This window comes from Nocardiopsis deserti, assembly GCF_008638355.1.
In the GTDB taxonomy this organism is placed as follows: domain Bacteria; phylum Actinomycetota; class Actinomycetes; order Streptosporangiales; family Streptosporangiaceae; genus Nocardiopsis; species Nocardiopsis alborubida.
This window is the reverse complement of sequence record NZ_VWVS01000020.1, coordinates 124099-139647: the sequence shown is the minus strand read 5'-3', so window position 1 is coordinate 139647 and position 15549 is coordinate 124099. Positions and strand designations below refer to the sequence as shown.

Here is a 15549-nt window from a genome sequence, read left to right as displayed (position 1 = left end):
CTTGCGGCGTCTGAGCCAGCGTAGGAGCTCAGCGTGTTCGTCCTCGGACAGCTCTACCGGTTCGAGTTTGGGGCCAGGTCGATTCACCCCTACAACCCTAAACCAAATAACCAATCAGCACACTAGACGGTTTTTCCGCCGACCCCCTTGACCTGGAGCGTGCTCCAGGTTCCATGCTCTCTCTATGGGGAACTATTACACGCCGGGCCAGGTCGCCGAACGCTTCGACCTCACCCTGGACACCCTGCGCTACTACGAGAAGGCGGGGCTGCTCCGCCGGGTGGAGCGGGCTCCCAGCGGGCACCGTCGCTATCGGACCGACGACGTCGAGATGCTCGACATGATCCGGTGCCTGCGCGAGACCGACATGCCCATCGTCCGCCTGCGCGAGTTCGCCGAGCTCATCCGCGAGGGCGATCACACCGTTCCCGACCGCCTAGACCTGCTCCAGGGCCACCAGGAGCGGCTGGACGAGCGCATGGAGGAGATGCGCCGGTGCCAGAAGGTGATCCAGCACAAGATCGACTACTACCGCGGCGTGCTCGCCGCGCACACCCCCGAACCCCTCAAGGAGACCTCCTGATGCGCTACACCACCATCGGCGACCGCCGCGTCAGCGCCCTGTGCCTGGGGGCGATGAAGTTCGGCAGCGAGACCGACGACGCCACCTCCGCCGCGCTGCTCGACCGCTTCGTGGCGGCCGGGGGCACCTTCGTGGACACCGCCGACTGCTACCAGTTCTGGGTGGAGGGCTTCGAGGGGCACGAGAGCGAGACCTTCCTGGGGCGGTGGCGGCGCGAGCGCGGCGTCACCGACGAGGTGGTCATCGCCACCAAGCTCGGGGCGCAGCCCACCGTGCCCGGCACCGGCGCGGAGACCAAGGAGGGCCTGTCGGCTCGGGCCGTGGCGACGGCCGCCGAGCGCAGCCGCGAGCGTCTGGGCGTGGACCGCCTGGACGTGCTCTACGCCCACAACGAGGACCCGAAGACCCCGCTCTCCGAGACCCTGGAGGCCTTCGCCGAGCTGGTCGGCGAGGGCTCCGTCTCCCACCTGGGGCTGAGCAACCACCGCACCTGGAAGCTGGAGAGGGCCCGCGCCGTCACCGAGGCCCGGGGCTGGCCGCGCCCCCGCGTGCTCCAGTACCGGTACAGCTACCTCCAGCCCCGCCTCGACCTGCCGCTGCGCTCTGCGGGCCACATGCACGCCACGCCCGAACTCCTGGACTTCGTACGCGCCGAGGCGGCCGAGGGCCGCGAGCACACGCTGGTCGCCTACACCTCCCTGCTGTGGGGCGCCTACACCCGTCCGGAGAAGGCCGCCGAGCTGGATCGGGCCTACGACCACCCGGGGACCCCCGCACGTCTGGCCGTCCTGGACGAGGTCGCCCGGGAGACCGACGCCACCCGCAACCAGGTCGTGCTCGCCTGGCTGATGGGCGGCGACCCGAAGGTGGTGCCGCTGGTGGGGGTGAGCTCCCTGGAACAGCTGGACGAGGCGATCGAGGCCACCGACCTGGTGCTCAGCGACGAGCAGTGGAGGCGCATGGCCGAGGCGGGGTAGCCGGTGGCCGGCCGGGGCGGGGCCGCGCACGGTGCGGCGTTGTCCACAGGGCGAAGACGCGACCTGGTGGGAGAGAGGGCAGCCGGTCACACTGGATTCGGGGGCACATACGGTGCCCGCAGGCGGGGCGCAGCGCCCCCGAACCGAGGTTAGGCCGTCTCCAGCGGGTGGCACCAGTCTGTCTCTCCCCCCTGTGGACAACCGGCTACGCCCGCCCGCGCGCACGCTCGGAAGGGCGGCGCGGGTGACCGGCCCCGGTCACCAGTCCCGGACAAACCACGTGTAACACCTCATATGTATGCATGCGCGGTTTTCACCATCCTTTGACCGGATACCTTCCCTAGTGGCGGCGGAGCGGCCGCGCCGCCTCGGTCCGCGAACCCGGGGGAGGGGCGACTTGCCCGAAAGCACGTACCACCAGATCCACTTCGCCTGGGCCGAACCCACCCTCCTCGGCCGGTTCGGCCCCGGACCGGCCGCCTCCTCCCTCCCCGAGGCCGAGCAGCCCGTCCTGCGTTCCTGGCGCGACCGCCTCGTCCCCGCGCTCACCGCCGACTACCGCTCCGCGCTGCCCGACACCGACCCGGGGGAGTACCCCGAGACCCTCTGGGCGCGCACCTACCCCGACGGGCAGGCCGCGCTGGTCTACCGCTGGCCCGGCGACGTCCGGTCCGCGCACGCCTGGGCGATCGTGGGGCCCGCGCACGGACTGACCCTGCCGCGGTTGCTCTCCCTGCACGAGAACCCCCACACCCGCCCGGCCCCGCGCCGTCCCCCGGCGCCGGGCTGGGCGACCATGGACACCCTGCCCACGCCCGAACCCTGGGAGCGCACCGCCGCACCCGGGGCCGTGCGCACCCGCGACCGTCGCGCCGCCGAGACCACCGTCGAGGACGAACCCCTCCTGGTGGGCGCGGTGGCCGCCGCCCTGTACCGGCCCGACGCGCCGATCCACATCGCCCTGGCGCCCGAGCGGGCCGACCTGTGGCAGGCGGTGCAACTGCGCTTCCTGTGGGGCGTGCACCGGGTGCTGCACGACGTGCTCACCCCTCCCCGCGCCATTCCCGCGGCCGGGTGGAGCTGGTCGTTCTCCACCTACGACCCGGTACTGGGCACCGCCGACGGCCAGCACCTGGCCTTCGGCCCGCCGGTCGCCGACGCGTCCGGGCCCTTCCTGGAGCCCCCGGCCCCCGACTACCGCGCGGTCGCCGAGGGGCTCGTGTCCGTCCTGCGGGAGGAGGGCGGGGACGCGCTCGCCCGCCACCTGGCCGAGCGCGGCGTCCCCGAGGCCCCGACCTTCGCCGACCGGCGTGCGCTGCTGCGCGACTGGCTCGCCCCGCGGCCCCGGCGGTTCGACGACGTCCCCGTCCCCGAACGGCTGCCGGACCAGGACGGCCCGGACGGTGGGGCGCTCCTGCCCGACCTGCCCGAGGCCGAGGCCCCGGGGGAGGAGGAGACCGGTCCGTTGCCGCTCTCCGGGTCCCGCGTTCCCGTGGGCCGCCCGGGACTGGAGGCGGACGTGGCCCCGGGCGGCGCCGTCCCGGGCGTGCCCGGCGGCCAGCGCTCCCTGAAGGGGATCACCGAGGAGGGCGTGGAGTCCTCCACCGCCGGGACGGGGAGCGGCGGACGGCGGCGCGGGGGCGGCCGCGTGGACCCCGCTGCGGGTGAGGCTGAGGGGACACCCGGGGACGACGGGACGCGCCGAGAGGGCCGGACGCACGGGGGAAGCGAGGCGGACGGGGACAACGAGGCGCTCTGGCCCGAGCCCGTGGCCGAACGCCTGACGGAGGAACCGGAAACCGACGGCACCGGTGACGCCCCGCGGCGCCCGGAACCGCGCATCGCACCCGCGCGGGCGCGGACGTCCGCGATCCCGGAGAGCCCTTCCACGCGGTCGGGCATCTTCGGGGCGCCCGAGCCCCACCGTAGGCCGCGTCTGGTCCCGGACACCAGCGACGAACGGGATTCCGCCCGCGCCCTCGAACACCGCGAGCACGCCTTCGGGACCGAGGACGCGGAACGGAGCGGCCTCCGGGCCGCTGACGCGCCGATGCCGCACGAGCCGGAGGCGGAGCCGCCCGGGGAGGGCGGACCGCGGGCCTTCCGAAGCGGCCGGGAGTCCTTCCGGTTCCTCGGCCGCGGCAGACGTGCCGTTCCGGAGACGGACGAGACCGACTCCCGGGGCGAAGCGCCACGGGAGGAAGCCGCGTCCGTGTCCGCGCCCGCGTACGGAGCGCCGGAAGGCGAGACCGGATGCGCGCCCGACTCCCGGGACGGAGCGCCACGGGAGGAAGCCGCGCCCGTGTCCGAGTTCGCGGGCGGAGCTTCGGGGGACAGGGACGCGGAGGCGTCACCGGCCCCGGCCCAGGACACCTTCGGAACGGGCGGGACGGCAAGCCTCGCCCGCGAGTCCGCACCGCCCCCCGAATCCCTCCAACACCAGCAGCCACACGCCCCCGCGGACGAGTGGACCATCGCCGCCTCCCCCGGAACGCAGGGGCCCGCGTCGGACCGAAGGGCCGCGGACCCCGACCCGGCCCCGGGCCCCGGCCTCACGGACGGCCCCGAGGACCGTGCCCCCGCCGACGCGCCGCCCCTGCCGGTGGTCCCCGACGCGGAGGCCGACCTCTCACGGCGGGCGCCGCTCGACTACGCGGCCGAGACCGAACCCGACCCGGAGCACTTCCCCGACGACGAGGCCTCCGAGGACAACTGGCCCACCCAGTACGTCGACCTCCCCCTGTCCCGGCTGGAGCGCTGGCACTACCGGCACGGACCCGAGGGCGCCCGGGCCGACGTGGTCGACGCCCGCGCCGCCGTCCGCGCCGAACGCGCCGAACTCCAGCGGGTCCGCGAGGAGCGCGACCACTACCACGCGGAGGTCCAGGACCTGCGCCGCGAGGTCGCCCGCCTGGACCGGTCCTGGCTGGACCGGGCGGACGGGGAGGAGGGCGTCCCCGAGGGGCCCCGCCCCCGCCGCTGGCCCTCCCGCGTCCTGGTCCTGGTCCTCCTCGCGGCCTTCCTGGCCACCGGGCTGGAGGCGGGCGCCCGCTTCGGCCTGGGCACTGTGGACCTGTTCGGACTGCTGGGCGCCGCGATCACCGGCGCCTCCTGGTGGCCCCTCTGAGCGGTGGCCCCTCCGGCAGCGGAACCCGGCCCGCCGGCCTCACCCCTCGGCGGCCCCCGCCAGGCGCTCCAGCACCCGCGGCAGCTCCCCGGTGTGCGCCACCGCCAGCCGCCGCGTGGCCCGGGTGACCGCCACGTACAGGTCGTTGCCGCCGCGCGGCTGCGCCAGCACCGCCTCCGGTTCCACGACCACCACCGCGTCGAACTCCAGCCCCTTGGACTCGGTCGCGGTCAGCACCACCACCGCCTCCTCCAGGGAGTCGCGGGCCCGCCCGGAGGCCGCCGTCCCCGGACGCGCGGCCCCCGGCAGCGCCGCCGCCACCGCGTCGGCGTGCCGGTCCGCGGTGATCACCGCGATCCGGCCCTCACCGATCGCGGCCGCCTCCTCCGCCACCAGCGCGGACAGGTCCGCCGCCAGCGACGCCAGCCGCACCGCGCGCGGCGGGTCGCCCTCCTCGCGCACCGACTCGGGGACCTCCTCGCCCGGAGCGGCCACCCGCAGCACGTCGGCGGCCACCATCATGATCGGCTCCGGCGTCCGGTAGTTCACCCGCAGCCGCTCCACGTGCACCTTGCCGGGTGCGTAGGGTTCCAGCGCCTCCAGCCACGAACGCGTCCCCGACGCGCTGCCGGTCTGCGCCACGTCCCCCACCACGGTCAACGACCGGGTCGGCACGCGCCGCATCACCGTGCGCCAGGCCATCGGCGACAGCTCCTGGGCCTCGTCCACGATCACGTGCCCGTACGCCCACTCCCGGTCCGCGCCCGCCCGGTCCGCGGTGGTGCGCGCGGCCCCGGCGTCCCGGTGGCGCTCCGCCAGCGCGGCCGCGTCCATCATCCGGTCCTCCAACAGGCCCGTGAACTCCAGCACCCCCTGCGCGTAGCGCTCCTCCTCGGCCCGCTCGGCGCCCTCACGGCGTTTCCGCGCCCGAGCGGCGCCGCCGTCCTCCCCGAGCAGTTCCGCGGCCTCGTCCAGCAGCGGCACGTCCTCCACGCTCCACGGCTCCCCGGCGGAGCGCCCCAGGAGCGCGCACGCGTCCCCGCCGAACCCGGCCCGCGCCCCCACCCGCTCCAGCGCCTCGGGATCGGCGAACAGCTCCCGCAGCAGCCGCTGCGGGGTCAGGTGCGGCCACAGGGCGTCCAGCGCCTCCCGCACCTGGTCCTCCGACCACAGCCGTGCGCCCGCGAACTCCAGGTCCTCCTCGTCCGCGGGTCGCCCGAGCAGCCGCGACTCGGCCCGGGCCAGCTCCGTGAGCAGGGACCTGACCACGTACACGCGCGCGGTGTTGTGCGGCAGGCGCAGTCCCCGCGCGGTCCGCAGCACGCGCTCGCACAGCGCCCCCGGCACGGTGAGCGCGCCCGCGTCGGTCTCCACGACCAGGTCCGCGCCGCCGAACGCCTCCAGCGGCGTGCGCTGGCGGTCGGCCACGGCCGCGTGCACCAGGTCGGCCATCGCCAGGCAGCCCTTCACCGCCGCCGTGCCGTGCGCGTCGCGGCGGGAGGCCGCCACCCCAGGGAACAGCTCCCCGACCGTGCGCATCACCGCGTCGGTCTCCCCCAGGGAGGGCAGCACGTCGCCCACGTAGCGCAGGAACGCCGGGTTGGGCCCCACCACCAGCACCCCGCGCCGCTCCAGCACGGCGCGGTGGGTGTAGAGCAGGTAGGCGGCGCGGTGCAGCGCCGCCACGGTCTTGCCGGTGCCGGGCCCGCCCTGGACCACGAGCACCCCGGCCAGCCGGGCGCGGATGACGCGGTCCTGCTCGGCCTGGATGGTGGCGACGATGTCGCCCATCCGCCCGGTCCGGCCCCGGTGCAGCGACGCCAGGAGCGCGGCCTCCCCGACCAGCTGGCGGCGGTCGGTGTCGGTCAGCCCGTCGGGGTCGAACACCTCGTCGTCGAGCCCGAGCACCCGGCGGCGGCGCACCCGCAGGTGGCGGCGGCGGGTGACCCCGTGCGGGTCGCCGGGGGTGGCGGCGTAGAAGGGGCGGGCGGCCGGGGCCCGCCAGTCCACCAGGATGGTCTCGTACCCGGCGTCGCGCAGGCCGATCCGTCCCACGTACCGGGTCTCGGGCCCGTCGCCTCCGTGGGAGAGGTCGACGCGGCCGAAGCACAGGCCCTCCTCGACCGCCCCCAGCTGGGCGCGGCGGCGCGCCTGCTCGTAGGAGCGGGTCTCGCGCTCCACGAGGGCCGCGTACCCTCCGCGTTCCTGGAGGTGGGCGGAGGCGAGCTGCTCGGAGGTGTGGGCGCGCAGGGCGTCCAGGCGCTCGTACATCGCGCTGATCCTGGCCTGTTCCACGGTCAGGGCCGACGAGGTGCCCTCGTCGGCTCCGGCTTGACAGAACTCCATCGGCTTGCTATGCTCCGTATGTTGGGTCTTTTGTGAGTGAATCCAGAAAGCGACAATGGATTCCGTACCCTAGCACAGCGCCGCGCGCCTCCGCGAGAGCGCTTTCGCACCCCTCCCTTCTCCACGCCGCCGCACGGTCCTCCCCCGTACTCCGGGTCACCCCCGTGTGCCGTCCGCGTCGCGACCGGGCCGGAAAACCTCCGCGTCGGGCTCCCCGACGCGCACCGCACCCGCTACACTCGTGTCCATGCGACAGACGACCACCCAGGCCCAGTGGTGGCGCCGCCCCTAGGCGGTGCTCCGAGTTCGCATACCCATGCAGCGACCGCCCCGGACCGGCGGTCGTTTCGTGTTCTCACGGCCCCGGACGGTGCGGCCCATCCGACCGCGCAGCCAAAAGGACCGGCCGTGAACCCCAGCGACGCACAGACCAGCACGTACCTCACCGAGGGCGGCGTCACCGTCCACCGCAGCGCCACCCCCTGCGATCCCGAGATCCTCACCGAGCTCGTCCGGTCGGTCGAGCGGCGCCGCGGCGGCGTGCTCTCCTCCGGCATGGAGTACCCGGGCCGCTACGACCGCTGGCACCTGGGTTACGTCGACCCGTGCCTGGAGATCACCACGCGCGGGCGCCGCGTCGCCGCCACCGCCCTCAACGCCCGCGGCCGCGTGCTGCTGCCCGTCCTGGCCGCGGCCCTGTACTCCGTCGGCCTCCCCGACCCCGACAGCACCCTGGCCGACCTCGAACACGGCAGCGTCGCCGTCACCGTCCCCGAACCCGACCCGGAGGAGTTCTTCTCCGAGGAGGAGCGCAGCCGCCGCCCCAGCGTCTTCACCGCGCTGCGCGCCGTCATGGCCGCCCTGCGCAGCCCCGAGGACGCCAACCTGGGCCTGTACGGCGCCTTCGGCTACGACCTGGCCTTCCAGTTCGAGCCCGTCGAGCGCCACATCGACCGCGACCCCGACGACCGCGACCTGGTCCTGCACCTGCCCGACGCCGTCATCGTCCGCGACCGCAAGCGCGAGACCTGCGTGCGCTACACCTACGACTTCACCGTCCCGGCCGACGGCGACCGCGCCGAGGCCACCACGCGCGGCCTGCCGCGCGAGACCGAGCCCACCCCGCCCGTGGTCGCCGCCGAGGTGCCCGAGGGTCCCCGGCCCGGCTCCTACGCGCACGTCGTGGCCAAGGCCAAGGAGAAGTTCCGCCGCGGCGACCTGTTCGAGGTCGTCCCGGGGCACCGCACCTACGCCCGTTGCTCCTCGCCCGCCCGCTTCTACGAGCTGCTGCGCGAGCGCAACCCCGCCCCCTACGAGTTCTTCTTCAACCTCGGAGAGAGCGAGTACCTGGTCGGCGCCTCCCCGGAGATGTTCGTCCGCGTCACCGGCGAGCCCGGCACCGGCCAGCGCGTGGAGACCTGCCCCATCTCGGGCACCATCCGCCGCGGCGAGGACGCCCTGGGCGACGCCGAGAACATCCAGGAACTGCTCTCCTCGGTCAAGGAGAAGTCCGAGCTCACCATGTGCACGGACGTGGACCGCAACGACAAGTCGCGCGTGTGCGAGCCGGGCAGCGTCCGCGTGATCGGCCGCCGCCAGATCGAGATGTACTCGCGCCTCATCCACACCGTCGACCACATCGAGGGCACCCTGCGCCGCGACTTCGACGCCCTGGACGCCTTCCTCACCCACATGTGGGCGGTCACCGTCACCGGCGCGCCCAAGACCTGGGCGATGCGGTTCATCGAGCAGAACGAGACCAGCCCCCGCCGCTGGTACGGCGGCGCCGTCGGCGTGCTCAACTTCGACGGCTCCATGAACACCGGCCTCACCCTGCGCACCGCGCACATCCGCGACGGCGTGGCCGCCGTGCGCGTGGGCGCCACCCTGCTCTACGACTCCGACCCCGAGGCCGAGGAGCGCGAGACCTTCCTCAAGGCGCGCGCCCTGCTGGAGACCCTGGCCCTGGGCGAGCGGGAGGACGCTCCGGCCGAGACGGGCAGTGCGACCGCCGCCGAGCCCGCCGCGCTCCCGGGAGAGGGCATGCGGGTGCTGCTCGTCGACCACGAGGACTCCTTCGTCAACACCCTCGCCGACTACGTGCGCCGCCACGGGGCCGAGGTGACCACGGTCCGCTACGGGTTCGACCCCTCCCTGCTCGACCGGCTCGCCCCCGACCTGGTCGTGCTCTCGCCCGGACCCGGCCTGCCCGCCGACTTCGGGATGTCGGCCCTGCTGGACGCGCTCGCCGCCCGCAGCCTGCCGGTGTTCGGGGTGTGCCTGGGACTCCAGGGGATGGTGGAGCACGCCGGGGGAGAGTTGCGCACCCTGGACGAGCCGGTGCACGGCAAGCCCGGCCGCGTGCGGGTCTCCGGCGGTCGGCTCCTCACCGGCCTGGGTGAGGAGGACGCCTTCCCGGCCGCCCGTTACCACTCCACCTACACCCTCCCCGAGCTGGTCAAGCACTTCGAGGTCACCGCGGTACTGGAGGGCGGTGCGGGAGAGGAGCCCGTCGTCATGGCCGTCGAGGACCCGGCCGCGCGGTGGTACGGGGTCCAGTTCCACCCCGAGTCGATCCTCACCGCGACGGTCGGTGAGGGCATCGTGGCGCGGGCCCTGCGCCTGGCCCGCGGCTGAGGCCCGTGGCGTCGCCCCGGGGACCGTCCCCGGGGCCGCGGACCCCCGCGCGGAGGGTGTGTGCGGAGGGTCACGCGGGTGTCTCGAGGAGTGCGGCGGTGTCCGGTGCGCAGCGTCTACCTGTGTCAAGACGCCTTTCCCGAATCACATCCAACCAAAAAGTTTGATCAACCTGTTACGGGACAGTGGTTGTGTATGGGTATTCTGCTGACAATCCTCGGAGTCATTCTCATCATCGCCGGTGTTCTCGGGGTGCTGCGCGGGCAGCTCCTGTGGGGCATCATCGCCATCGTCGTCGGGCTCTTCGTGGCCCCCGGCTACTTCTACGGCTTCTAGCGGGTTGTCCCTCCTCCGCGTAGCGGACAGCACGACCAGGAGGCACGCACAGCACCGATCGCGGGCCGGGTGCCGCGCCGGGGGGACCCGGCGCGGCACCCGGCCCGCACGCTGTCCCCGGCCGACCCCCGCCGACCCCGTGTACCCTCGGGGAGGGCTGGTCAGCCCCCGCCCCCGTCACGCCTCCCGCCCCGCGCCGCCCGTCGGTCGCGGTGCTCAGGCGTGCGTTCGGGGAGTCGGGAACACGAACGGGAGGCATGCTGTGAAGAGGGTCGAGCCGCAGGTCCGTCTGGTGGCGCGTCCGCAGGTGGACTACGACGCCATCGCCGACTACCTCAAGGAGGTCGGCGGGGAGGCGTGGCTGGAGCGGTTCGACCGCGGTGAGCTCGACGCCCACCTCAACGACCCCCAGAACCTCGCCGAGTTCGCCGGGCGGCTGTGCTACCGCTCCTGGGAGCCGGGCCTGAACCCCAACGTGACACGGGTGCGCACCGACCAGGACGCCTACCTCGGCAACATCCTGGCCAGTATGCACGGTTCCGTCCTGGAGCACATCAGCTTCAGCTTCGTCCTGCACAACGTCTCGCGCGTGCTCACCCACGAGCTCATCCGCCACCGCCCGGGCGTGGCCGTCTCCCAGGAGTCCCTGCGCTTCGTGCGCCTGTCCGACCTGCCGTTCTGGTTCCCGGACTGGGCCGAGGACGACCCCGAGCTGATGGAGCGCGCCACCGCGATGCTCCGCCAGATGGAGGAGTTCCAGCTCTGGATGGCCGACCACTTCGGCCTGGACGACGAGGGCGTCAAGTTCGCGGAGAAGAAGCACAAGACCTCCTTCATGCGCCGCTTCGCCCCCGAGGGCGTGGCCACCGGCCTGGTGTGGACCGCCAACGTGCGCACCCTGCGCCACACCCTGGAGGCGCGCACCGCCCCCGGAGCGGAGGAGGAGATCCGCCTGCTGTTCCACCTCATCGGCCGGGCCCTCCAGGAGGAGGCCCCGGCGCTCTTCGGCGACTACGAGGTCCAGGACGGCGCCTGGGTGCCGAAGTACCGCAAGGTCTGAGCGCCTCCGGACCGCTTCCGGACACGGCCCGCCCCCCGGGGCGGGCTTTTTTGTGCGCGCAGGAAACCGGGACTTCTCCTCCCCCGGCGGGTGCGCGGCTCGCGGCGCCCGGTGCGAACACCCCGGGGCGGCGCCGCGGGCGGAGGCGCCCGGGCTGCCGGTTCCACGCGGAACGCACCACGGCAGGGGGCGGTCCAGCCCCTCGCGGTTCCTGCGCACCCGGGGAAACCCGTCCGTTTCGGACCCTCTCCCTCCCAGGGCGCGCACCTTTCCGGCGATAACGCCGCCTAACGCGCGATCTGCGCATATCTTGGCGAAGGGGTGGAAAGAATGCTTTTCTGCATTTTCCTTCCCCTGGCGCTTTCCCCCCTGTTCCGGCTCCGGGTAGTGGCTGCCCGAAAACCTCTGTGGAAACAAACCGGGACTGGTCTTTGTGGTGGCGGCGGGTCAGGATGTCCGGGGCGGCTTCGCCGTATCGGTGATATGTGCGGGCCGAACCTTCGGAAAAAGTGTGGAACGAAAAGGGAGGCAATCGGAATGAGGGCTCTCGTGTCCGCCGCGGCGGCACTCGCGTTCGCGGTGGGCGGGACCGTGGCGGGCGCCGCTCCGGCCTACGCCGCGACCGGTGAGGTCGTCGTCTTCACGACCGAGTTCGAGGAGTTGCGGCGCTACCCCGAACCCCCGTCGGGCACCTGCCAGCGGCTTCCCGAGACCGCGCACGTCCTGGTCAACCTCACCGATGCGGACGTGCGTATGCACGCCGGCACGCACTGCTTCGGGCCGTCGGTCCTGGTCGCGCCGGACCACGGCTGGCACGCTCCGCCCAGCGGGCTGTTCAGCTTCTCGGTGGCCTGACCCCGACCGGTCCCGCGGCCGCCGCCCGGTGGCCGCGGGACCGCACGGCGGCCGTGCGGCGCTCCGAAGGTGCTGCGGCCGTAGAGGAGAAAACGCCATGAAAGGACGCATTTCCTTCTTGCCGTACGGGTGGCAACATGTCCGTTTCCGAGTTTTCGGACCCAGGAACGTGTTCTCTCCTTTGACGATTTCGGTGCGATGTCCGAGTGTGGTGGGGAAACGTGTGGCCGCTGCGTTCCAGGATTTGGCAGCGCACCGCAGTGAAAGAGGAAGGGAAAGGTGCCCGTACGTTATGCTGCACACCCTCATCGTCGGCCTGGGCAGATCGGGAGAAGGGCTGCACCTGCCGTCGCTGGCCAAGGCGCGGGCCCAGGCCCCCGCCCTGTTCGCCCCGGGGGCGGTGATGGGGTTCGACCCGTTCCGGCCTCCGGTTGAGGGGGTCCTCACGGCCGACTCCCTGGAGGAGGCGGCCCGCTGCGCGCCGCCCCCGCGCACCGTGGTCCACCTGTGCACGCCGCCGCACCTGCGCTCCGGTCCGCTGGAGCACCTGGCCCGCCTCGGCTACCGCATGGTCGTCGTGGAGAAGCCGCTGGCCCTGGACCTGGTGGACCTGGCCGCCGTCGCCCGGCTGCGGCGGCGCTGGGACCTGGACCTGACCGTCACCACCCAGTGGCTGGACAGCGCGCTCACGCGGCGGCTGCGCGCCGCGGTGCGGGGCCGCGTCTTCGGTGACCTGCGCTCCATCACGGTCCTGCAGAACAAGCCCCGCTTCACCCGAACCTCCGAGGCGCCGGGCCACCCCACCGCCTTCGACGTGGAGGTCCCGCACGCGCTGGCCGTGGTGATCAGCCTGGCCGGGGGAGCGGACGTCGCCGCGGCCTCCCTGGAGGACATGGTCACCGACCAGGCCCGGCTGCCCGGACTGGGCCGCGCCCGCCTCGACCTGGCGCACCACGGCGGGGTGCGCAGCCGGATCGACTCGGACCTGACCTCCCCCCTCCGCGAGCGCCGCATCGCGCTGGAGTTCGACCGCGCCGTGCTCACCGGCCACTATCCGTGCAGCGCGGCCGACCACACCGCCCAGCTGTCGGTGGACGCCACCGGGCACCGGGCCTCCCACTCGGTCTTCACCGACGACGCCCTCCCCGCCTTCCTCCGCGCCGCCTACGCCCGCTACGCCCGCTCCTTCCGCGGCCCCGGCACGCTCCCGGTCCAGGTCGAGGCGGTTCGGCTGCTCACCGAGGCCAAGGCGCTGTGCGCGGCCGACGGCCGCAGGCAGGAGGTGGACAGTGCCGTCGGCGCCTGAACACACCCCTCCGCCGCTCGCCGGCATCGGCGACGAGGCCGCGCCCGACCTCGACGGGCAGCTCGCCGCCCTCGCCGAACTCGGCTGGAACCGCCTGGAACTGCGCACCGTCGACGGGACCGCGGTGGCCGCCCTGGACGAGCGGACCTTCGACCGCGCCGCCGGACGGATCCGCGAGGCCGGGACCGACGTGGTCGCCGTCGCCTCCCGCATCGCCGACTGGTCCAGGCCCGCCACCGGGGACTTCGCCCCCGACCTGGCCGAACTGGACGTCCTGGCCCGGCGCTGCGCGGCGCTGGACACCCGGCTGGTCCGGATCATGTCCTACCCCCGGGACGGGCTCCCCGGGGCCGAGTGGGGGCGGCGCGTCCGCGCACGCGTGCGCGAACTGGCCCGCCGCGCCGAGGACGCGGGCCTGGTGCTGGTGCACGAGAACTGCGCGGGCTGGGCCGGGGACCGCGCCGACCGCGCCCTGGATCTGCTGGCCGAGGTGGACAGCCCGGCCCTACGACTGCTGTTCGACACCGGCAACGGCGTCGCCCACGGCTACCGCGCCCCGGAGATGCTGCGCGACCTCCTCGACCACGTGGCGCACGTCCACGTCAAGGACGCCGTCACCGCACCCGACGGCGGGGTCGACTACGTCCTGCCCGGGCACGGTGAGGCCGGAACCGCCGAGTGCCTGCGGCTGCTGGCCGCGCACGGCTACGCCGGAACGCTGTCCATCGAACCCCACCTGCACCTGCGACCGCACCTGCGGGTCTCGGGCGCCGACCCCGGCCGCGGCGACCGGTCCGCCTTCGTCGCCTACGGGCATGCCCTGGAGGACCTCGTGGCCCGCACCTGGCACACCGGGGAGCGGATCCGACGCCCCGGGGGCGCGGCTCGTCGTACCGAGGACGACGTCCACCGTGCCGGGGATGGCTCCCACCGTGCCGTGGACGCGGACCACCAGGCTGGGGCCGTTCGTACCGCTGAGGCCCGCCGCCGCACCGAGGGGGTCCGATGACCGCCGCGCTCACCCCCGCCGACCGCGACCTGCTGCTGCGGCTGCTCGAACTGCCCACCGCGGGCCCGCTGGAGACCGGCCCCGACGGGCCCCCGCCGCTCCTGCGCGAGGCCCAGCTCCTCTACGCCCGCGCCGCCGCCGGAGTCGGGTTCGGCGTCGTGCGCCACGCCCCGGCCGACCCCGCCGACATGGACCGCCCGGACGTGCCGGCCCCGGTCCGCGAGGCCCTGGCCCGCCCCGGCTTCCTCGACTGCCAGCCCAGCCTCGTGCTGCGGCTGGGCCCCGATCTGCCCGCCGAGCGCACCGTGATGTTCAACGTGCACCTGGACACGGTCGCCGGACAGCAGCCGGTCGGCTTCGACGGCGAACGCTTCCACGGGCGCGGCGCCATCGACGCCAAGGGCCCGGCGGTGGCTCTGCTGGCCGGGGTGCGCGCCGCCCGCGAGCGCGACCCGGCCCTCGGCCGCGACGTCGCGGTGCTCGTCCAGGCCGTGGCCGGGGAGGAGGGCGGCGCCATGGGCACCCTCGGCACCCGGCCGCTGGTCGAACGCGGCCACACCGGCCGCCTCAACGTCTTCTGCGAGCCCACCCGGACGCGGTTCCTGCCGCGCAGCACGGCGGCGATGACCGCCCGGGTCTCGGTCCGCGGGGACGACGCGATCGACGACCGCCCGCACACCGGGCACAACGCCTCCGTCCTACTGGGATACCTGGCCCAGCACCTGGGCCGCGCCCTGGACGCGCACGCCCGCTCCGGCGCGGTGTGCCTGGCCGGACTGCACACCGGCACCCTGCACAACAGGGTCTACGGCAGCGGGTCGCTGCTGCTCAACCTCGCCTACGGCGACGCCGCCGCCGGGCGCGTCCTGGAACGCGCCCTGACCGACGCTCTCGACGGCGGACTGGACGCCTTCGCCAAGGACTTCGCCGACACCGCGCTGTTCGCCCGCACCGCCGCCGACGCGCGCGCCCTCACCCGCCTGGAGTGGAGCAAACGCGGCCTGCCCGCGCTGGACGACCGCGACCCCTGGGGGCACGCCCTGCTGCGCCGCGCCGGAATCGCCCCGTGGCCCGCGGACGAACCGGCCTTCACCTGCGACGCGATCTGGATGTCCGGGGTCGCCGGAGCCAGCACCGTGGTGCTGGGCCCCGGCGACCTGGCCGCCAACAACGCGCACGCCGACGGCGAGTTCGCGCGCGCCGACGAACTCGACGGGTTCGCCGACGCCGTGGCCCGCGTCCTGGCCGCCTTCACCGACCAGACCCCGCGCCGGGCCTGAGCCCCATCCCCACACGAGACCGAAGAGGAAGGC

The 15549-nt window shown here is 74.2% G+C and carries 11 protein-coding genes; 10 read left to right on the top strand and 1 reads right to left on the bottom strand.

All coding sequences use genetic code 11. From position 1 onward, the window contains the following. The first annotated feature begins 184 nt into the window (after positions 1 to 184). The 3 genes from FYW99_RS25785 (at position 185) to FYW99_RS25775 (ending at position 4687) form a co-directional block, all read left to right on the top strand. Positions 185 to 583: a MerR family transcriptional regulator gene (locus FYW99_RS25785; protein WP_150254618.1), complete on the top strand. Its 399-nt coding sequence runs from the start codon at positions 185 to 187 to the stop codon at positions 581 to 583. Beyond that, positions 583 to 1560, top strand: a complete 978-nt coding sequence (locus FYW99_RS25780) for an aldo/keto reductase (RefSeq protein WP_150254617.1) — start codon at positions 583 to 585, stop codon at positions 1558 to 1560. Before FYW99_RS25785 ends, FYW99_RS25780 begins: the two co-directional genes overlap by 1 nt. A 397-nt stretch (positions 1561 to 1957) precedes the next feature. Beyond that, positions 1958 to 4687 carry a hypothetical protein gene (locus FYW99_RS25775; RefSeq protein WP_150254616.1) on the top strand — a complete coding sequence of 910 codons (2730 nt, stop codon included), beginning with the start codon at positions 1958 to 1960 and terminating at the stop codon, positions 4685 to 4687. 39 nt (positions 4688 to 4726) lie between these two features. Here FYW99_RS25775 and FYW99_RS25770 read toward each other — a convergent pair whose 3' ends face one another. Further along, entirely contained in the window at positions 4727 to 7033 is a 2307-nt protein-coding gene (locus tag FYW99_RS25770; protein ID WP_150254615.1) for a HelD family protein, read from the bottom strand. A 408-nt stretch (positions 7034 to 7441) separates the two neighbouring features. On the opposite strand from FYW99_RS25770, the gene FYW99_RS25765 reads away from it, so the two are divergent. From FYW99_RS25765 to FYW99_RS25740, 7 genes are all read left to right on the top strand, one after another. Continuing rightward, positions 7442 to 9670: an anthranilate synthase component I gene (locus FYW99_RS25765; RefSeq protein WP_150254614.1), complete on the top strand. Its 2229-nt coding sequence runs from the start codon at positions 7442 to 7444 to the stop codon at positions 9668 to 9670. A 195-nt stretch (positions 9671 to 9865) separates the two neighbouring features. After that, complete coding sequence (locus tag FYW99_RS31960) at positions 9866 to 10006, top strand: GPGG-motif small membrane protein (protein ID WP_168444040.1); 141 nt, start codon at positions 9866 to 9868, stop codon at positions 10004 to 10006. Positions 10007 to 10268: 262 nt separating this feature from the next. Beyond that, positions 10269 to 11066, top strand: a complete 798-nt coding sequence (gene thyX, locus FYW99_RS25760; RefSeq protein WP_150254613.1) for an FAD-dependent thymidylate synthase — start codon at positions 10269 to 10271, stop codon at positions 11064 to 11066. A gap of 537 nt (positions 11067 to 11603) precedes the next feature. Continuing rightward, positions 11604 to 11921: a hypothetical protein gene (locus FYW99_RS25755; protein WP_190394809.1), complete on the top strand. Its 318-nt coding sequence runs from the start codon at positions 11604 to 11606 to the stop codon at positions 11919 to 11921. 292 nt (positions 11922 to 12213) lie between these two features. Further along, positions 12214 to 13227 (top strand): Gfo/Idh/MocA family oxidoreductase, encoded by a 1014-nt coding sequence (locus FYW99_RS25750; protein ID WP_150254612.1) that lies wholly within the window; start codon positions 12214 to 12216, stop codon positions 13225 to 13227. After that, positions 13211 to 14236, top strand: coding sequence for a sugar phosphate isomerase/epimerase family protein (locus FYW99_RS25745; RefSeq protein WP_150254611.1), 1026 nt, complete (start codon positions 13211 to 13213; stop codon positions 14234 to 14236). The genes FYW99_RS25750 and FYW99_RS25745 overlap by 17 nt, the downstream gene beginning before the upstream one ends. Beyond that, a complete protein-coding gene (locus FYW99_RS25740) occupies positions 14233 to 15516 on the top strand; it encodes a M20/M25/M40 family metallo-hydrolase (protein ID WP_150254610.1) in 1284 nt (427 codons plus the stop codon). The genes FYW99_RS25745 and FYW99_RS25740 overlap by 4 nt, the downstream gene beginning before the upstream one ends. Positions 15517 to 15549: the final 33 nt, after the last annotated feature.